Source organism: Actinoplanes campanulatus, assembly GCF_014647795.1.
GTDB lineage: Bacteria > Actinomycetota > Actinomycetes > Mycobacteriales > Micromonosporaceae > Actinoplanes > Actinoplanes campanulatus.
In genome coordinates this window covers 14,036-32,777 of sequence record NZ_BMPW01000038.1, presented here as the reverse complement: position 1 = coordinate 32,777, position 18,742 = coordinate 14,036, and the positions used below count along the sequence as shown (strand labels likewise).

Here is an 18,742-nt window from a genome sequence, read left to right as displayed (position 1 = left end):
CGTGGAACCGGTCGCCGTCGTCGGCATGGCGGTGCTGTTCCCCGGCGCCCCCGACCTGGACACCTACTGGCGCAACATCGTCACCGGCACCGACAGCGTCACCGAGGCCCCACCCGGGTACGGGCTGCCCGCCAGCCGTCGCGGCGGCTTCCTCGGCGACCTGGGCACCGTCGACCCGGCCGCCCTCGGGGTGATGCCGGCCGCGCTGCCGCTGACCGAACCCGATCAGCTGATCGCCCTGCACGTCGCGAACGCGGCGCTCGCCGACGCCGGCCTCGAACCCGGCACGTGCGACCCCGGCCGGATCGGGGTGATCCTCGGCCGAGGCGGCTACCTCACCCCCGCCCTGTCCCGGTTCGACCAGCGGGTACGCGGCGCCCACCAGCTCGCCCACACCCTCACCGAGCTGCTGCCCGACCTGGACCCGGACACCGCGGCCCGGATCCGGGACGCGTTCGCCGACCGGCTCGGCCCGGTGTCGCCGGGCGCCGAGATCGGCCTGGTGCCCAACCTCGCGGCCGCCCGGATCGCCCACCGGCACGGGTTCGGCGGCCCCGCGTACACCGTCGACGGCGCCTGCGCCTCGTCGCTGCTCGCCGTCGACCAGGCCGTCGCCGAACTCGCCCGTGACCGCTGCGACGTGGTCCTCGCCGGCGGCGTCCACCACGCCCACGACGCCACCCTGTGGAGCGTCTTCGCCGGGCTCGGCGCGGTCAGCCCGACCGGCCGCAGCCGCCCCTTCACCGGCGCCACCGACGGCCTGGTCATCGGCGAGGGCAGCGGCATCGTGGTGCTCAAACGGCTGGCCGACGCGCGCCGCGACGGCGACCGGGTCTACGCCGTGGTCCGCGGCACCGGGGTGTCCGGCGACGCCGGCGCGGCCAGCCTGATGAACCCGGTCTCCGCCGGTCAGGCCGCCGCGCTGCGCCAGGCCTGGTCGGCCGCCGGACTCGACCCCACCGACCCGGACGCGGTCGGCCTGATCGAGGCGCACGGCACCGCCACGGCGGCCGGCGACGCCTGCGAGCTGGCCACCCTGCGCGACGTGTTCGGGCCCGGCAACCCGGCCGTGCTGGGTTCGGTGAAGGCGCTGATCGGCCACACCATGCCGGCCGCCGGGATCGCCGGATTCGTCAAGGCCGCCCTGGCCGTCCACCACGGAGTGCTGCCGCCGATGCCCGCCTGCGACGACCCGCACCCCGGGCTGGCCGCCACCCGGTTCCGGCCGATCCCGGTGGCCCGGGCCTGGTTCGGCCACACCCGGCGGGCCGCCGTCAACGCGTTCGGGTTCGGTGGCGTCAACGCCCACGCCGTCCTGGAAGCGGCCCCGGCCGCCGGCCGCCCGCCACGGGTCCGGGAGCCGCTGCCGGTGCTGCGGCTGGCCGCCGACACCACCGACGAACTGGCGGCGCTGCTGGACCGGCCGCCGGCCGTGCCGTCCGGGACCGGCCGGATGCGGCTCGCGATCGTCGCGCCCACCGCCCGCACCCTGGCCACCGCCCGCCGGGTGGTCGCCGCCGGGCAACCGTGGCGGGGACGCCAGGACATCTGGTTCAGCCCACGGCCGCTGCTGGCCGGCGGGCAGGGCCGGATCGCGTTCCTCTACCCGGGCCTGGAGGGTGAGTTCGAGCCGCGGGTCGCCGACGTCGCCGCCCGGATGGGCCGGGACCTGCCGCTGCCCGGCGCCGACGGCCTGCACGCACACGGCGTGTCGGTCTACCGGGTCAGCCGGCTGCTCGACGCCGCGCTGCGCGACCAGGGGGTACGCCCGGACGTGCTGGCGGGGCACTCGCTGGGCGAGTGGACCGCCATGGCGGTGGCGGCCGGCTACCACGACGGCGAACTGGAACCCGTGCTGGAGGAGTTCGCCGACGCCGTCCGGCAGGTGCCCGACGTGGTGTTCGCCGCGATCGGCGCCGGCACCGGCACCGTGGAACCGTTCCTGGCCGGGACCGGCGTCACCGTCTCGCACGACAACGCGCCCCACCAGTGTGTGGTCTGCGGCCCGTCCGGCGAGGTCGGCAAACTGCTGCTCGCCCTGGCCGGGAACGGGATCACCGGGCAGGTGCTGCCGTTCCGGTCCGGGTTCCACACGCCCCGGCTGCGGCCGTACGTGCACCGGCTCACCGCGGCCGCCGAACTGCTCGACACGCGGCCGTGGCGGACGCCGCTGTGGTCGGCGACGACGCTGGCGCCCTACCCGGACGAGCCCGGCGCGATCCGCGAGCTGTTCGTCCGTCACCTGCTCGAACCGGTCCGGTTCCGGGCGCTCGTCGAACGGCTGCACGCCGACGGGGTCCGCGCCTTCGTCCAAGTCGGTCCGGGCGGGCTCGCCTCGCTGGTGCACGACGTCCTGCGCGGCCACGACCACCTGGCGATCGCCGCCACCACCCCCCGGCAGACCGGGCTCGGGCGGCTCACCCGGGTGCTCGCCGCGCTGTGGGCCGAGGGCGCCGAGCCCGGCGGGGACCTGCTCGCGCCACGGAACCCGCGGTCGTCCTCCGGGGCGACGGTCCGGCTGTCGCTGGGCAACCCCGTGGTGTCGCTCGGCGAGGACGCCGCCGCACTTCTGGGCCGCACCGCCGTACCCGCCGGATCCGGTGACCACCGGGCCGCCGCCGTCGCCGCCGAGACCGCCCGGGCCGCGGCCGACGTCGTCGCCGCCGTCCGGCGGCGTGCCGCCCCCGCCACCACCACGACGCGCCGCCACCTGTCCCTGGAGCGGCTGCCCTACCTGCGCGACCACACGTTCGTGCAGCTGCCGCCCGGCTGGCCGGAACCCGGCGACGGCTTTCCGGTGGTCCCCGCCACCGACCTGATCCGGCACCTGTGCGACGCGGCCCGGCCCACCGCGAGCGGCGTGGTGACCGGCGTGCACGACGCCGGGTTCGACCGCTGGCTCGCGGTCGCGCCGCCGGTCACCGTCACCTTCGCGGTCGACACCGACACGTCGGACCGCCGCCGCGTCACGGCACAGGGGTACGCCCGCGCCACCGTCGCGTTCAGCGGCGCCTACCCGCCGGCTCCGCCGGTGTGGCCGCAACCCGCCGAACCGGGCCGCGCGCCACGCCTGACCGCCACCGAGATGTACGCCGGTCGCTGGATGTTCCACGGCCCCGCCTACCAGGGCGTGACCGGCATCGACGGGATCGGCGCCCGGCACGTGCACGGCACCCTGACCACCCCGGCCGCCGGCGGCGCCCTGCTCGACAGCGCCGCCCAACTCGTCGGCTACTGGATGACGGAGGAGCTGGACGGCGACAACCGCGCCTTCCCGGTCGCCCTCACCGCGCTGCGCCTGTACGGCCCCGACCCGGCCCCCGGCGAGACGCTCACCTGCCACGTCCGGATCGTCGCCGTCACCGGCGGCACGGTCACCGCCGACCTCCAGCTGGTCCACGACGGCACGGTGTGGGCCGAGATGCACGGCTGGCGGCTGCACCGGTTCACCAGCGACGACGCGGTCCGGGCCGTGGACCGCTCGCCCGGCACCGCCCGGCTGGCCCGCCGCCACGAGGCCGGCTGGCACTGGGCCACCACCCACTGGGCCGACCAGGCCAGCCGCGACCTGATCGCCCGCACCTATCTCACTCCCGCCGAATGGGCCCTCTACCAGCGGCGCCCGGCCCGCGGCCGGAACGCGTGGCTGCTCGGCCGGATCGCCCTCAAGGACGCGGTCCGCACCATGCTCACCGACCCCGAGGTCTTCCCGATCGAACTCGACACCGGCAACGACGAGGCCGGACGGCCGTGGATCACCGGACGGCACGGGCGCCGGCTGCCGCCACTGGCCGTGTCCATCGCCCACCACGGATCGATCGGCGTCGCCCTGGCCCGCCCGTACGGACCGGTCGGCATCGACGTCCTCGAGGTCGCCGACCGCGACGACGCCACCGTGGCCGCGGCGCTCACCCCGGCCGAACGGGAGCTGCTCGGCGCCGACCGGGCCGTCGGGTTCACCCGCTTCTTCGCCGCCAAGGAGGCCGCCGGCAAGGCGCTCGGCACCGGCCTCGGCGGCAACCCGCACACGCTGCGCGTCATCGCCGCGAGCGACACGGAGGCGACCGTCGCGACCACGGCGGGCGATCTGCGCGTACGCCTGACCGATCTGCATCACGAAGGACGACGGCACGTCGTCGCCTGGACCACCGACCGAGAGGTGCTGCCGTGACCACCGAAACCGTTCTCGCCGAGATCGGTGACCTGATCCGCGAGGTCCTCGACGGGTACGACCTCGGCGCCGTGCCGATCACCCCGGACACGTCGTTCGACGCCGACCTCGCCTTCGAGAGCATCGACCTGGTGGTGCTCGGCACCCTGCTCACCGAACGCTACGGACCCGGCATCGACGTGGCCGGATTCCTCTCCACCCGGACGCTCCCGGAGATCATCACGTTGCGGGTCGGCGACCTCGCCGGGTACGTGACGGCCCGGTTGGAACACGCCTGAGCCGATGGCCCACATCACCACCAACGGGGTACGCCTGCACGTCCAGCGGATGCGGCCGGCCGATCCCGGCGCGCCGCCGCTGGTTCTCATCCACGGCCTGCTCGACACGATGGCCAGCTACTACTTCAGCATCGCGGCGGCGATCGCCGGCCTCGGGTTCGACGTCATCGCCTACGACCTGCGCGGTCACGGCCGCAGCGAACGGCCCCCGCGGGGGTACCGGGTGGACGACGCCACCGACGACCTCACCGGACTGCTGACGGAACTCGGCGTCGCCGGCCCGGTGCACCTGATCGGCTTCTCCTGGGGCGGCACCGTCGCCTTCCGGTACGCCCACCGCTTCCCGGACGGTGTCGCCTCCCTGATCGTCATCGAATCCGAGCCGCCGACCGTGGCGTGGGCCGACCGGGCCACCGACGGACTGCGCGAACTGTCCGCTCACCTCTCCGACGCCGAGGAGATCGCGCGGGCCGAACTCGGGGCTCTCGTGCCCGCCATGGCCCGGCGGCTCACCAGCAGGGCCCGCGAACTCGCCGTCGCGACCACCCTCGTCGAGGACATCATCGACCGTACCGGTCTGGTCGACGTCTATCCGGACGGCTGGCTGCGATGCCCGCTGCTGCTGATCGTCGGTGGCGATTCCCGCCTGCACTCCCGCCTGGACAGCATCGTCGGCCTGCTGCCGCCGTGCGACGTCGTGGTGGTGCCCGGCCAGCACCACCAGTTGCTCGCCTTCGCGCCGCAGGAGGTGGCCGCCGCCGTCCTGCCGTGGCTGGCCGCCCGCCGGGGCGCCCTCGCCGGGGCCGTGGCGCCGTGAGCCGTTTCCTGATCGTGGTGCCGCCGTTGACCGGCCACCTCACCCCGCTGCGGCCGGTCGCCGCCCGCCTCGCCGCCCGCGGCCACCACGTGGTGTGGGCCGGGATGGGCCCGTGGCTGCGGGAACGTCTCGGGCCCACCGCCGAGGTCCACGACTGCGTCCCGGCGTCCTTCACCGTCGGCGAGCGCGAACCCGGCCTGCGCGGGCTCGCCGCGCTGCGGTTCCTCGTCGAGGACTTCCTGCTGCCGCTGGCGACCGCGATGCTGCCCGGGCTCCGCGCCGCGATCGTCCGGCACCGCCCCGACGTCGTCGTCGCCGACCAGCAGGCGTGGGCCGGCGCCTACGCGGCCGCCGAGGCCGGACTGCCCTGGGCCACCTCCGCCTCCACATCGGCGGAGCTGCTCGACCCGTACCCGCCGGCCCTGCACGACTGGCTGTCCGGCTGTCTCGCCGCGATCGCCCATCCGCGGCCGGTCGCCGATCCACGCCTGTCACCGCACCTGATCCTGGCGTTCACCACCCCGGAGCTCACCGGCCCCGCCATCGCCGCGCCGGCCTCGGTGCGCTGGGTCGGCCCGGCCCCGCAGGACGACCCCGGCGCCTGGACCCCACCCTGGCCCGCCCGCCGGCCGCTGGTCCTGGTCACGCTCGGCACCCAGTCCACCGAGACCGGGGCCCGTTTCCTGCGGGCCTGCGCCGAGGCCCTGGCCGCGCGCCCCGAACTGCACGCGGTGATCGTCGACCCCGGCGGGGTGGTCGGGCCGTGCCCCGAGAACATCCACGTGACACCGTGGGTGCCGCAGCAGGCCGTCCTGAAACGGGCCGGCCTGGTGATCTGTCACGCCGGGCACAACACCGTCACCGAGTCGCTGTGGCATGGCCGGCCGCTGGTGGTGGCCCCGATCCGCGACGACCAGATGATCGTCGCCGGCCAGGTGGTGAGCGCCGGCGCGGGCGTCCGGCTGCGGTTCGCGCACGCCACCGCCGCCCACATCGGCGCGGCCGTCGACACGATCCACAGCGATCCGGGGTACGCCCACGCGGCGGCCCGGATCCGCACGGCCTTCCACGCCGCCGGTGGCGCGGACGAGGCGGTCACCCACCTGGAATCTCTCGCACGCTCCACGACTCTGATCCCGGAGGCCACCCGTTGAACGGGTCGATGCTGCCCGCCGCCGTCGCGGCCGCCGTCCTGCTGCTGGACGGGCTGCGCCTGCGCGCCCGTCTGCGCGCCATCCCGTCCCTGCCCCCGGTCCCCGCCAGGAATCCGGTCACCGTGCCGGCCAGGCCCGCCCGGATGCCGGTCGCCGTGCCCGCCTCATCCGATGGAAAGCCGCCATCAGGCGAGGCCATCTACGTTCCGGCCGCGCGGGAACCGGGCATCCGGCCCGGCGCCGACGCCGCGCCGGAGGACGCGGCCGACCGCTTCCTCCTGATCACCGCCGCCGGGGTCGCCGTCGACGAGCGGACCCGCCGGGAGGCGGTGGCACATGCCGAGCGGGAGGGCCTCGCCGTACTGGACCTGGTCCCCGCCGACCTGCCGATGTCCGAGACGTTCACCCTGGTCCGCCAGGTCGACCCGGCCACCTACCGGACCGACCCGCTGGCGCCCGGCCGCGGCGCCGGTCAGGCCCTGCTGGTCGACGCGGCCCTGGCCGCCCGCGCCGGTGTGGACGCCGGTGACGGCCACGACCCGGCCACCATGATCCGGATCACCGACCGGCTGAAGAAGTACGCCGCGGATGGCGCCGGCCTGCTCGTGACCCCGGCGGTCACCGCCGTTCCCGCCGGCCCGGCGACGTTCCCCGCCCGGCTGCGCGCCTCCACCACGTCGGTGCACGCCACCCTGGCCGTCCGCCTGTACGGCTACCTGCTGCTGGCCGCCGTTGTCGCTCTCGACCCGGCGTGGGGACTGCTCGCCCTGACCGCCTACGCGGCCCAGCCCTACCTGGTGACGGCCGGCACCGCCCTGCGCCCGGCCGACCGCCTCCGGGCCGCCTGGCTGCGCCCGGTCCGCGATCCGCTGCGCTGGTGGCGATGCGCCCGGGGAAGGTGGCGGTCACCGTACGACCGGGAGATGGACGAACGCCGCGCCCGCGCCCGGATCGGCTACGCCCGGGATCTGGCCGACGGAACCGGCCGCTTCTTCGAGCCCCGCCGCGACGACTGCCCCTGGTGCGGCGGCACCAGCCTGCGGCGCCGTCTCACCTCCCCGGACCGGATGGTGGGCAAGCCCGGGTCCTTCTCGCTCGACCGGTGCGCAGACTGCGGGCACATCTTCCAGAACCCCCGGCTGAACGCCGCCGGCCTGGAGTTCTACTACCGTGACGTCTACGACGGACTGGGCGAATCCTCCGCCGAGAAGCTCCTGGCCGGCCACGCCGACTCCTACCGTGGCCGGGTCGACATGGTTCGCGCCCACACCACCCCGCGCGGGTGGCTGGACGTCGGCACCGGTTGGGGCCACTTCTGCCGGTACGCGGCGCCCGCGTCCCCCGGCACCGTGTTCGACGGCCTCGACATGGGCGACGGCGTCCTGGAAGCCCAGCGCCGCGGCTGGATCGACACCGCCCACCAGGGCATGTTCCCCGAGTCGGCGGACCGTCTCGTCGGCCGCTACGACGTGATCAGCATGCACCATTACCTGGAGCACACCCTCGATCCGCGGGCCGAGATCGAGGCCGCGGCCCGTGCCCTGCCACCCGGCGGCCACCTGCTCATCGAGGTCCCGAACCCGCGGTTCGGCCCGGCCCGTCTGATGCGCAGCCTGTGGATGCCGTACTTCCAGCCACAGCATCTGAACCTCATCTCGCTGCCCCGGCTCGCCGAGGCGATCACCGCCCGGGGCCTGACCGTGGTCGCCACCGACACCGGCCGGGCCCACCAGCCGTGCGATCTGTCCGCCGCGGTCCTGCTCTGGGTGAACACCAACTTCCCCGACCCGGACCGGCCGTGGGCGCCGCGGCCCGCGACCCGCCTGGCCCGCGCCCGGCACGCCGTGGCCTGGTGCGTGGCCGGCCCGGCCATGGTCCTCGCCGCCGTGGCGGACCGGCTGCTGGGCGCCGCGATCGCGCCCACCTCCGGCGGCAACTGCTACCGCCTGCTGGCCCGCAAACCAGCGGTGGGCTGACCGTCAGCCGGCGGCCGTGACGGGCGCGCCGCCGCGCGTACCCTCGACGGGTTTCGGCCATCCACCGCGGCCGCAGGCGCGGCAGGCGTCCGGCCGTCCGGAGGCGGCCGGCGCGTGGTCGTGGTGACGACCTTCGACCACGACGCGTACGTCGACGGCGCGCTGCGCAACGGCGCGTGCGGTTTCCTGCTCAAACGGTCGGGCCCGGCGCTGCTGGTCGAGGGTGTCCGCGCGGCGGTCGCCGGCGACGCCCTGATCAGCCCGGAGGTCACCGTCCGGCTGCTGCGGGCCGTGACGGCGGCGCCCCGGCCGGACGCGCCCAACCCGTTGACGAACCGCGAGACCGACATCGTCCGGCTGGTCGCCCGGGGCCTGACGAACGCCCAGATCGGCGCCGAGCTGTTCATCTCGCCCGGCACAGCCAAGACCCACATCGCCAACATCCAGACGAAACTCGGCCTGCACAACCGGGTCGCCGTCGCCGCCTGGGCATGGCGTGCCGGCCTGGCCGACCCCTAGAGAACTTGTGGTCGAGGCCCGGGCGGGTGCACACGTTCGGGCGGCCAAAGCCGGGGTGGCCGCCCACCCAAGACTCCGCGTGCGCGGCCACGCCGGCTATGGGCCACGTGGGTGACCACGACACCGCCACCGTGCGCGCCCACCCCACCCATGTGGAACCGCGGCCATCCGCCCAGGGCGACCGAAAGCACGGCGGCCAGCCGACCGAGAGCAGGGGCGGCGGCACTTGAGGTAGCGGCGGTCTGCCCGGCCTGCCCGGCCACCGATCTACGCCCGGCGGGCGCGGCACAGGCCGGAGTGGGCAGTAAGCGCGCGCCGAGCGGACGGGACGGCCCTGATAGCGACGGGACGAGGACACGCGTACAAGAAGAAGGGAGCGGAAGCGAAACGCGGAGAAGGACCCCTCAGCCCGCGCCCAGATAGCGCAGGATGGCCAGCACCCGGCGGCTGTAGCCGGTGACGTGGGACAGGCCGAGCCGGTCGAAGATGGTGTTCACGTGCTTCTCGACGGCGCTCTGCGAGATGTGCAGCCGGGCCGCGACGGACGCGTTCGTGTGGCCCTGCGCCATCTCGTGCAGCACCTCCCGCTCGCGTGGGGTGAGGGCGCGCAGCGGGTCGCCGTGTGTGGTCGTGGACATCAGCTGCTGGACCACCTCCGGGTCGAGCGCGGTGGCCCCGCCCGCGACCCGTTCCAGCGCGTCGAGGAAGTCGCCGACGTGTGCCACCCGGTCCTTGAGCAGGTAGCCGACGCCGTCGGAACGGTCGGCGAGCAGGTGCGCGGCATACCGCTTCTCGACGTACTGGGACAGCACCACGACGGCGGTGCCCGGCCACCGGCGGCGGATCTCGACGGCGGCCCGCAGTCCGTCGTCGGTGCCGCCCGGCGGCATCCGGACGTCGGTGACCACCATGCCGGGCCGGTGCTCGGCGACCGCCGCCAGCAACCGGTCGGCGTCGGGCACCGCGGCCACCACGTCGTACCCCTCCTCGGCCAGCAGCCGGACCAGGCCCTCCCGCAGGAGGGTGGAGTCTTCGGCGAGGACTATCCGCACGGCAGCTCCACCCGGATCGTGGTGCCCCCGCCGGACGGGCTGCGCACCTCGAAGCGGCCGTCCAGGGCGGCGACCCGGCGGGCGAGCCCGTGCAGGCCGGAGCCGTCCGGGTCGGCGCCGCCCACCCCGTCGTCGGTAATCACCATCTCCACCCCCGTGGCGTTCGGCCCGACCGAGATGGTGATCACGGTAGCCGCGGCGTGCTTGGCGGTGTTGGTCACGGCCTCGCACGCCACGAAGTAGAGCGCGGTCTCGACTGGCCGGCTCGGTCGCGGGTGTGGCGCGAAGTCGATCCGCACCGGTACGGCGGACCGTTGCGCCACCATGGCCAGCACCTCGTCGAGGGAGCTGTGCGCCAGCGCCGACGGATACACCCGCCACGCCACCTCGCGCATCTCCTCGACGGCCCGCTGGGCGTCGGCGTGCGCCTGGTCCAGCAGCGCCCGCGTCCGCTCCGGGTCGGCGCTGCGGCGGGCCCGGCCGAGCAGCATGCCGAGCGCGACCAGCCGCTGCTGCAACCCGTCGTGCAGGTCGCGTTCGATGCGCTGCCGTTCGACGTCGACGGCCGCGACCACCTCGGCCCGGCTGGCCGCCAGCTCGCCGATCCGCCGTTCCAGCTCCTCGCGGGTGCTCGACTCGAGCAGGGTCCGGGCCAGCCGGGCGTCGATCCCGGCGACCGTGACGAAGCCCTGGAGGTTGAGCGTGAGCAGTGCGGCGCCGAGCAGCACCTGACCCAGCAGGTGCGGCACGGTCATGGTCCCGGCCAGGACCGAGCGGGCCACGATCCCGGCGAGCGCCACGCCGGTGGCCAGCAGGGCGGTGACGAGGCCGCCGAGAAGCGCGGGCAGGGCCCGGGCCGCGAGATAGCCGAACACCCGCGGCCCGGCCGGCGGCAGGGGTGGGGGAGCGGGTTCGCCGCCAGCCCACGCCAGCCGGCGCCGTTCCCGGCCGGCGATCCACCGCGCCGCGCGGGTGGACGCCGCGGCCACTCGGCGACGCGCGACCGGCGCGACCGCGGCCAGGCCCAACGTCAGGCCGGTGACCAGCAGGAAGGCCAGCTCCGCGAGGCCGGTGAAGGCCCCGGCCGTGACAGCGGCCGGCACCCGCGCCCACTTCCGCAGCACGGCGATCGACATCCGTCCCCCTCGGCGTCAGCGCTCGCCGGGCCGGCGAGCGGTTCGGTACACGGTGCCACGCTCGCCGAAAGCCGGGTCCGCCGCCGGCCGCGCCACCTGCCCGGCCGCCCGCTCGCGCCGGATTCGCCGCAGCCGGAGTGCCACGAAGATCGCGGCGGCGATCGCGCACACGACGATGACGGCCTTCTGGAGGAGCCCCGCGTACTCCTCGACGCGATGCCAGTTCTCCCCGAGCTGGTAGCCGGCCAGCACGAACACGACGTTCCAGATCGCGCTGCCCGCCGTCGTATACAGCAGGAAGCGGCCCACCGGCATGCGCTCCACCCCGGCCGGGACCGAGATGAGGCTGCGGAAGATCGGGATCATCCGCCCGAGGAACACCGCCTTCGCCCCGTGCCGCGCGAACCACGCCTCGGTCCGGTCGAAGTCCTCCACCTTCATGAGCGGCAGCCGTACGACGATCTGCCGCAACCGGTCCCGCCCGAGCAGGGCACCCACCCGGTAGAGCGCCAGGGCGCCGGCCACCGAGCCGAGCGTCGTCCAGAGGATCGCCGCGAGCAGGCTCATCCGCCCCTGCCCGGCCGCGAACCCGGCCAACGGCAGGATCACCTCACTGGGAATGGGCGGAAACAGGTTCTCCAGGGCCACCGCGAGACCCGCCCCGGGTGCGCCGAGGGTCTCCACCAGGCCGACGACACCACTTTCCACGTCACCGAAAGTCATGCCCCGACGCTATGAATCCGCGGGCCCGGCGACCATGAGGACGGCCCTCCGACCTGGACGGACGTTTCCGCAGTGCCGCTACTGCGGAGAACCACACCCCCGGAGTACGGCGAGCTGCTGCCGGACGGCGGCGCCGACCCGTTCGGTGTCACCGGTGGCCAGCAGGTCGAGCAGTGCCCCGCGCAGCACGGCCAGGGCCAGGGTGCGGCGGGCCAGGCCGTCCGGACTGTCGCGTTCGGCCGCCGGCTGCCCGGCCGCCAGCACGCCGAGCCAGTCGTCGACGGTCGCCCGCGCGAAGCCCGCCCACGGCCCGTCCGGTTCGGTGAGCGAGCGGGCGTACGCCTCGGTCCACAGCCGGAGCAGCGGCCGGTGCTCCTCGGCCGCCAGCCAGGTCCACACCCGGGCGAAGACGTCGCCGAGATCGTCTCCGGCGCCCTCCAGCAGTGCCAGTTCGTCGGTGCGGGCGCGGGCCAGCAGCGCCCGTACGAGCCCGTCCTTGCTGCCGAAGAGGAACAGCAGCACCCGCGGGCTGGAGCCGATCGCCGCCGCGAGCGGCCGCAGGGACAGGTGAGAGGGGAAGTGGGATGACCGTGCTGCGCAGGGCCGACCGGCCGGGCGATCTGGGCTGGATCGTGATGGCCCACGGCGAGGAGTACCAGCGCCAGTTCGGCTGGGGCGCCGGGTTCGAGGCACTGGTCGCCCGCATCGTGGCCGACTACGCCGCGGGCCACGACCCGGACCGCGAGGCGGCCTGGATCGCCGAGACCGGCGGCGAGCGCAGCGGTTGCGTCATGCTGGCGGCCGGCGACGAGCCGGGCACGGCGAAGCTGCGCGTCCTGCTGGTGACCGGGGCGGCCCGTGGCGGTGGTGCCGGCTCCCGCCTGGTGGGGGAGTGCCTGGCGTTCGCCGAAAAGGCCGGCTACCGCGAGATCACACTCTGGACCGTGGATCTGTGCGTCTCGGCCCGGCGCATCTACGAGGCGGCCGGTTTCACGCTGCGGGCGCAGGAACCGCACCCCGGATTCGGCGGAGCGGAGCAGGTCACCGGCCAGACCTGGGTCAAACCTCTGGGTTACCTGGTGTGACGAAACTCGCGAACGGTGTAGCTTGCGATCTCGCTGGTTAACCTGGTCAGAGTGAATGGCAAGCCTCTCGGTGACCATCGGACCATCCGCAGCGCCGGCGTGCTCGGCCTATGTGGCCTGCTCGCGGGCCTTGCCGTCGCCTCCGCCGCCTTCCCGGCCGTCGCGATGGCCGGCCTTGCCGCCAAGGTCGGGTCCGAGGAGCTGCAGGAGCTCCCGACCGAGTTGACCGTGCAGGCGTCACCACAGGTGACGAGGGTCTACGCGTCCGACGGTAAGACCCAGATCGCGCTGATGTACGACGAGTTCCGCAGCGACGTACCCCTGGCGAAGGTCTCGCAGAACATGCAGGACGCCATCGTGGCCGCCGAGGACCACAAGTTCTTCGAGCACCGGGGCGTCGACCTCAAGGGTGTGGCGCGCGCCTTCGTCAACAACAACCAGGGCGGCGGCAAGCAGGGCGCCTCCACCCTCACCATGCAGTACGTGCGGATGGCGCTGGCCTACTCGGCGACCGACCCGCAGCAGGTCGTCGACGCCACCAACGACACCGTGCAGCGCAAGGTGTCCGAGATGAAGTACGCGGTCCAGGTCGAGAAGCAGCTCACCAAACAGGAGATCCTGGAGCGCTACCTGAACATGGCGCCGTTCGGCAACGGCGCGTACGGCATCAGCGCCGCCAGCCAGGTCTACTTCGGCAAGTCCCCGGCGAACCTGTCGGTGGCCGAGTCGGCGCTGCTGGCCGGCATGGTGAAGGCCCCGACCGCGTTCGACCCGACCACCGCCACCGGCTACCCGCAGGCGGTGGACCGGCGCGACTACATCATCGACAACATGCGGGAGCTCAAACAGATCACCGCGGCCGAGGCCACCGCCGCCAAGAAGGCGAAGGTACCGAAGACCGCGACCCGCCCGTCGCGGGGCTGCGTGTCGGTGGCGAAGAACCACTGGGGCTTCTTCTGCGACTACTTCTACCGGTGGTGGCTGAGCCAGAGCGCCTTCGGCGAGACCTCGTACGACCGGGAGCGCCTGCTCAAGAACGGCGGCTACCGCATCGTCACCACCCTGGACCTGGACGCCCAGTCGGACGCTCGCAAGGAGATCACCGACCGGCAGAGCGACGACAACAGGAACGCCCTGATGCTGGCCGCCGTCGAGCCCGGCACCGGCGCGGTCCGGGCGTTGGCCGCCAACCGCAAGTACAGGATCGACGACGCCGACGATCCCCGCAACGAGCTGTCCTCGAACCCGGAGTCGGCGAGCAAGGGCATCCGCGGCACCTACCCGAACACCACCAACCCGATCATCACCGGCAGCGCGGACGTCCCCGGCTACCAGGCCGGCTCGGTGTTCAAGATGTTCACCCTGGTGGCCGCCCTGGAGAACGGCGAGGAGCTGGACACCACCATCAACTCGCCGCAGCGCTACAAGTCCGGCTACCTGGACTCCTCGTCGGAGGGCTGCGACGGCTACTACTGCCCGAGCAACGCCTCGGCCGGTGAGTCCGGCAACTTCAACATGTGGACCGCGTTCGGCCGGTCGGTCAACACCTACTTCGTCCCGCTGCAGGAGCAGGTCGGCGCGGAGAAGGTGGTCGACGTCGCCAAGCGGTTCGGCATCCAGTTCCGCTCGGCCGACGACTCCACCCGGGCCAACGACCCCGACCAGGCCCACGAGTGGGGCGCCTTCACCCTCGGCGTCTCGATGTCCACCCCGCTGGACATCGCCAGCGCCTACGCAACGCTGGCCGCCGACGGCGAGTACTGCGCGCCGACACCGATCGAGAGCATCACCACCGCCGACGGCACGAAGATCGACGCCGGTCAGCCGGACTGCACGAAGGCGACCACCAAGGAGGTGGCCCGCAAGGCGCTCGACGCGGCCCGCTGCCCGGTCGGCGACCAGGCCCAGCTCGGCGACTGCGCCGGCGCGACGGCCCCGCAGGTGCGCGACGTGGTCGGCCACCCGGTCTTCGGCAAGACCGGCACTACCGACAACGACAAGACCGCCGCCCTGGTGGTCGGCACCCGCTCCCTGGTGGTGGCCGGCTACCTGGCCAACCCCGACTGGGCCGGCCACACCGACCGGATGTCACACAGCATCGTCAACCCGGCGGTGTACGAGACGCTCGCCGACTACATGGAGGGCAAGCCGGAGGAGGAGTTCCCCACCCCGTGACAAGCTCACTCCAGCCTGCGGCACATCCGCAGGCTGGAGATGTGGTCGTCGACCCGGGACAGGGCGGCCCGCACGGTCTCCACCGGCTGGAAGCCGCGAGCCCGGTAGAACCCGATCCCGGCCCGGTCCCCGAGGAACACCGACACCCACAGCTCGGTGCCGCCCGCCGCCCGGATCTGCTCGATGATCCGGTCCAGCAGCAGCGTGCCCAGCTCACCCTCCCGCACGGCGGCGTCCAGATAGACCCGGGACAGCTCGCCGGCCGCCGGCCCGGTCATCCCGCCGCCGGCCGCCCCCAGCACCAGGCCGTCCTCCTCGACGACCTGATAACCGAACCACCCCGGCAGGGCGGGCGCGATCTCCTTCGCCACCCGCTCCGCGCTGTAGAACTCGACGACGCTGCGCTCGATGTAACCCTCGGGCAGCAGCTCACGGTAGGCGTCCCGATACCCGCTGGAGCATATCGCGGCGATGCGGGCCACATCGGCCTCGACGGCGGGACGGACGACGGCGGTCAACGATGATCCAGGCACGCCCGCAACATTAGGCCGCGTTAACCCGTACCCTCAATCGATCGACCACTCAGCGCTCGCCGACCGCTTCGGCCTCGGGCCGATCAGCTCCTGCACGCCGCTCACGCACGGCCTGATGAACCCGAACTGGCGCTGGGACCCCGTCCGGCACGTTCGTGGTCAAGCGCCTGCGCGACGTCACCCCGGCGGCGGTCCGCCGCCAGCGGCGAATCCTCCCGATCCTGGCGGCCCACGGCCTTCCGGTCCCGTCACCCATCGACCTGACCGAGTTCGATCATCATTGGTACGCGAAAGCACCGTTGCTCCCCGGCACCCACCGCACCGGTACGGACCTGCCCCCACCCACCTGCCACGACCTCGGCGCCGTGCTCGCCGACATGCACGCCCGTCTGCGCGAGATCCTGCCGGAGGAACCGTCCTCATTGCCGGCCCCCGCGGACGTCCCCACCGCATTCGCCGTGCTGTCGCGCCTCCCCGCGGACGGGTTCGGAGCGACCGAGATAGCCCACCGGCTGCGCCTGCTCCCGGAGATCGCGGCCGACCGCCCACCGGCCGCGACGCCCGGCCCGTCCGGCTGGACCCACGGCGACCTGACCGACCTGAACCTGCTGTTCACCGGCGACCGGCTCACCGGCATCCTCGACTGGGACCGCCTCGCCGTCCGCCCCTACGGTTTCGAGCTGATCCGCACCGCCGCGATCCTCTTCGACACCGGAGACGGCCTCGACCTGCCCCGGGTGACCGCCTTCCTCACCGGTTACCGCTCCCGCGCGACGATCTCCGACGCCGCCCTGCACGCCGCCGCCCACCGCCGCTGGTGGGACTACGCCACCGACACGTTCTTCCTGCGCCGCCACCACGACCACGGCGACCACACCTTCGACCACCTGTTCCACCGCTCGTCCCGCCTGCTGCGCTGGTGGACCACCCACCGCGCCGACCTGGACGCCGCGATCACCGCAGCGTGAGGCCGCGGGTCAACGGCCCCGGTCTGCGGCCACGGTGAGGATCTCGGTGACCACGTGCTGGGCGGCGCCCGGCTTTCCGTGTGCCGCCGCGGCCTGCGCCATGGCGGCCCGCCGGTGCGGGTCGGCGAGCAGCCCGACGACCTCGGCGTGCAGCCGCTGCGGCACGGCCGTGTCACCGTCGAGCATCACGGCCGCGCCCTGTGCGGCCAGATGCCGGGCGGTGATGCGCTGCTCGTCCCCGGCCGAGTGCGGGTACGGGATGAGCACGCAGACCTTGCCGAGAGCGGTCAGCTCGGCCACCGTCCCGGCGCCGCTGCGGGCCACCACCACGGTCGCGGCCGCGATCACGTCGGGCAGCTCCTCGTGGATGAACTCGACGAGCCGGTAGCGCTGCACCAGATGCGGCGGCAGCTGACCGGCGGCCTCCTGCATCTCCGCGTACCCGTGACTGCCGCACTGGTGCACGATCTGGCAGTGCGGCAGCAGGTCGGCCAGCGCGCCGATGAGCATCCGGTTGACCTGCTGGGCGCCGGTCGCGCCGCCGGTGACGAGCACGACCGGGAGGGCCGGGTCCAGCCCGTACGCCGCGAGGCCCTTCGCCGGATCACCCTGGAGCATGGCCGAGCGCACCGGGTTGCCGGTGACCACGGCCCGGCGCCGGGCCGACTCCGGCAGGTGTTCGAGGGACGCCTCGTGGCTGAGCAGGATCCGGCTGGCGAACCGGGCCAGGATCCGGTTGGCCAGCCCGACCGCGAGGGTCTGCTCGTGCATCAGATAGGGCACCCGCAGGCACCACGCCGCGAGCCCGATCGGCACCGACACGTACCCGCCGGTGCTGAACACGACGGCCGGCCGGGTGCGGGCGACCGTGAACACGGCCTGGAGGATGCCGAGCGGGATCCGGAACGCGTCGACGACGTTGCGGGCCAGCTCACGCGGGTTCGGTGAGCGCCGCAGTTTGCCGGTGGTGACGGCTTTGAAGGGGATCTGGTTACGCTCCGCGATCCTGGCTTCGAGGCCGTCGGCGACCCCGACCCAGAGCAGCTCGGGTGCGGTGCCGGTCTCGGCGAGGCGGGCCTGGAGCGTGTTGACCGTGGTGAGGGCAGGGTAGGTGTGCCCGCCGGTGCCACCACCGGTGACGATCATGCGGAACCGTTGCAGGCGCTGGGTGCTGTAGAGAGACATCAGGCCGCCTACCCTATGCGACACCGCCGAGCATGGCACGGTGCAGGTCGGCCGGATTCAGGGGGCTGATCGGCCGGGCGGCCAGCCACGCCGCGCCGGCTGCCGGGTCCAGGCTCGTCCGCGGCTCTCGCCCACGTTCCGACAAAACCTTCAGGACCCCATCGCGTACGGGTGTGCCCGCCGCCAGCAGCCCGCCCGCGAGCACGACGGGCCCCGGTTCGGCCAGGTCGTCGAGGGTGCGCACCAGACAGGCGACGGCCTCGCTGACGATGGCCGTGGCATGCGGGTCGGCGTCCCGCGCGGCCGCGCACACCACCGGCGCGAGCCCGTCGATCGCGGGGAACGGCAGCGCCTGCGCCCAGTAGACCAGGTCGTCGGCGCTGCCCACCCCGGCCTGCGCGGCGATCAGCGCGGCGAACGGCGTGTCCCAGTTCCGCACCGCGACACGGACCGCCCGCAGCCCCAGCCACCGCCCGGATCCCTCGTCACCGAGCAGCCAGCCGAGCCCGTCGCTCGTCCGTACCACCTGATCGTCCTTGATCGCGGCAGCGATCGCGCCGGTCCCCGCGATGAGCACCGCCCCGGCCGGCGCGGGTGTGCCGGAGGCGAATGCGGTGACCGCGTCGCCGACCACGGTGACCGGCCCGCCGACGCCGAGCGCCGCCCCGAACGCGCAGGCCGCCGCGGGTCCCGCGATGCCGAGCGTGGCGGCCCGGACGAGTGCGGGGGAGTGCCCGCCGAGCGCTTGCCGGACGGCAGCGGCGACCTCGGCGGCGGCCCGTTCCGGCCCGTGGGCCAGCGGATTGCCGGGCCCGGCCCGTCCACGGCCGACGATCTCGCCGTGGACGGTCGCGACCACGGCGCGCGACGACGTGCCGCCCGCGTCGACCCCTGCCACCAGCTCCATGGCGGAAATCGAAACATAGGCAACAGTTATTGACTAGCCCTCGTGGTGGTCGTAATTTTCATC

Annotated in this window: 15 protein-coding genes and 1 pseudogene; 9 read left to right on the top strand and 7 right to left on the bottom strand. The window is 74.0% G+C overall.

Features of this window, described 5'->3' with window-relative positions; genetic code table 11:
- The first annotated feature begins 1 nt into the window (after position 1).
- The 6 genes from IEZ13_RS43450 to IEZ13_RS43425 all read left to right on the top strand — a co-directional run bounded on the left by IEZ13_RS43450 (position 2) and on the right by IEZ13_RS43425 (position 8,915).
- Positions 2 to 4,171, top strand: coding sequence for a beta-ketoacyl synthase N-terminal-like domain-containing protein (locus IEZ13_RS43450; RefSeq protein WP_221246378.1), 4,170 nt, complete (start codon positions 2 to 4; stop codon positions 4,169 to 4,171).
- Positions 4,168 to 4,449, top strand: coding sequence for an acyl carrier protein (locus IEZ13_RS43445; RefSeq protein WP_203834162.1), 282 nt, complete (start codon positions 4,168 to 4,170; stop codon positions 4,447 to 4,449). The genes IEZ13_RS43450 and IEZ13_RS43445 overlap by 4 nt, the downstream gene beginning before the upstream one ends.
- 4 nt (positions 4,450 to 4,453) lie before the next feature.
- Complete coding sequence (locus IEZ13_RS43440) at positions 4,454 to 5,266, top strand: alpha/beta fold hydrolase (protein WP_183227801.1); 813 nt, start codon at positions 4,454 to 4,456, stop codon at positions 5,264 to 5,266.
- Positions 5,263 to 6,420, top strand: a complete 1,158-nt coding sequence (locus IEZ13_RS43435) for a glycosyltransferase (protein WP_183227802.1) — start codon at positions 5,263 to 5,265, stop codon at positions 6,418 to 6,420. Before IEZ13_RS43440 ends, IEZ13_RS43435 begins: the two co-directional genes overlap by 4 nt.
- Positions 6,417 to 8,396: a class I SAM-dependent methyltransferase gene (locus IEZ13_RS43430; protein ID WP_183227803.1), complete on the top strand. Its 1,980-nt coding sequence runs from the start codon at positions 6,417 to 6,419 to the stop codon at positions 8,394 to 8,396. The genes IEZ13_RS43435 and IEZ13_RS43430 overlap by 4 nt, the downstream gene beginning before the upstream one ends.
- A gap of 114 nt (positions 8,397 to 8,510) precedes the next feature.
- Positions 8,511 to 8,915 carry a LuxR C-terminal-related transcriptional regulator gene (locus IEZ13_RS43425; RefSeq protein ID WP_183227804.1) on the top strand — a complete coding sequence of 135 codons (405 nt, stop codon included), beginning with the start codon at positions 8,511 to 8,513 and terminating at the stop codon, positions 8,913 to 8,915.
- A 404-nt stretch (positions 8,916 to 9,319) separates the two neighbouring features.
- On the opposite strand, the gene IEZ13_RS43420 is transcribed toward IEZ13_RS43425, so the two are convergent.
- The 4 genes from IEZ13_RS43420 to IEZ13_RS43405 all read right to left on the bottom strand — a co-directional run bounded on the left by IEZ13_RS43420 (position 9,320) and on the right by IEZ13_RS43405 (position 12,348).
- Positions 9,320 to 9,967: a response regulator transcription factor gene (locus IEZ13_RS43420; protein ID WP_183227805.1), complete on the bottom strand. Its 648-nt coding sequence runs from the start codon at positions 9,965 to 9,967 to the stop codon at positions 9,320 to 9,322.
- A complete protein-coding gene (locus tag IEZ13_RS43415; protein ID WP_183227806.1) occupies positions 9,958 to 11,103 on the bottom strand; it encodes a sensor histidine kinase in 1,146 nt (381 codons plus the stop codon). The genes IEZ13_RS43420 and IEZ13_RS43415 overlap by 10 nt, the downstream gene beginning before the upstream one ends.
- 15 nt (positions 11,104 to 11,118) lie before the next feature.
- Positions 11,119 to 11,826: a DedA family protein gene (locus tag IEZ13_RS43410; protein ID WP_183227807.1), complete on the bottom strand. Its 708-nt coding sequence runs from the start codon at positions 11,824 to 11,826 to the stop codon at positions 11,119 to 11,121.
- A gap of 78 nt (positions 11,827 to 11,904) precedes the next feature.
- Positions 11,905 to 12,348 carry a TetR/AcrR family transcriptional regulator gene (locus IEZ13_RS43405; protein ID WP_229795748.1) on the bottom strand — a complete coding sequence of 148 codons (444 nt, stop codon included), beginning with the start codon at positions 12,346 to 12,348 and terminating at the stop codon, positions 11,905 to 11,907.
- A gap of 62 nt (positions 12,349 to 12,410) precedes the next feature.
- Here IEZ13_RS43405 and IEZ13_RS43400 point away from each other — a divergent pair, with 62 nt between their 5' ends.
- Both IEZ13_RS43400 and IEZ13_RS43395 read left to right on the top strand, forming a co-directional pair.
- On the top strand, positions 12,411 to 12,911 hold the full coding sequence (locus IEZ13_RS43400; protein ID WP_183227808.1) for a GNAT family N-acetyltransferase: 501 nt from the start codon (positions 12,411 to 12,413) through the stop codon (positions 12,909 to 12,911).
- Positions 12,912 to 12,962: 51 nt separating this feature from the next.
- Complete coding sequence (locus tag IEZ13_RS43395; RefSeq protein ID WP_183227809.1) at positions 12,963 to 15,086, top strand: transglycosylase domain-containing protein; 2,124 nt, start codon at positions 12,963 to 12,965, stop codon at positions 15,084 to 15,086.
- Positions 15,087 to 15,091: 5 nt separating this feature from the next.
- On the opposite strand, the gene IEZ13_RS43390 is transcribed toward IEZ13_RS43395, so the two are convergent.
- Complete coding sequence (locus tag IEZ13_RS43390; protein WP_189285782.1) at positions 15,092 to 15,604, bottom strand: GNAT family N-acetyltransferase; 513 nt, start codon at positions 15,602 to 15,604, stop codon at positions 15,092 to 15,094.
- Between the two features lie 164 nt (positions 15,605 to 15,768).
- On the opposite strand from IEZ13_RS43390, the pseudogene IEZ13_RS43385 reads away from it, so the two are divergent.
- Positions 15,769 to 16,587, top strand: a pseudogene (locus IEZ13_RS43385) (phosphotransferase); the annotation flags it as partial.
- A 9-nt stretch (positions 16,588 to 16,596) separates the two neighbouring features.
- On the opposite strand, the gene IEZ13_RS43380 reads toward IEZ13_RS43385, so the two are convergent.
- Together IEZ13_RS43380 and IEZ13_RS43375 are read right to left on the bottom strand one after the other, a co-directional pair.
- The gene (locus tag IEZ13_RS43380; protein ID WP_183227812.1) at positions 16,597 to 17,772 is read right to left on the bottom strand and encodes a UDP-N-acetylglucosamine--N-acetylmuramyl-(pentapeptide) pyrophosphoryl-undecaprenol N-acetylglucosamine transferase; all 1,176 of its coding nucleotides are present in this window, start codon (positions 17,770 to 17,772) and stop codon (positions 16,597 to 16,599) included.
- A 13-nt stretch (positions 17,773 to 17,785) separates the two neighbouring features.
- Positions 17,786 to 18,679 (bottom strand): N-acetylglucosamine kinase, encoded by an 894-nt coding sequence (locus IEZ13_RS43375; protein ID WP_183227813.1) that lies wholly within the window; start codon positions 18,677 to 18,679, stop codon positions 17,786 to 17,788.
- Positions 18,680 to 18,742 lie beyond the last annotated feature (63 nt).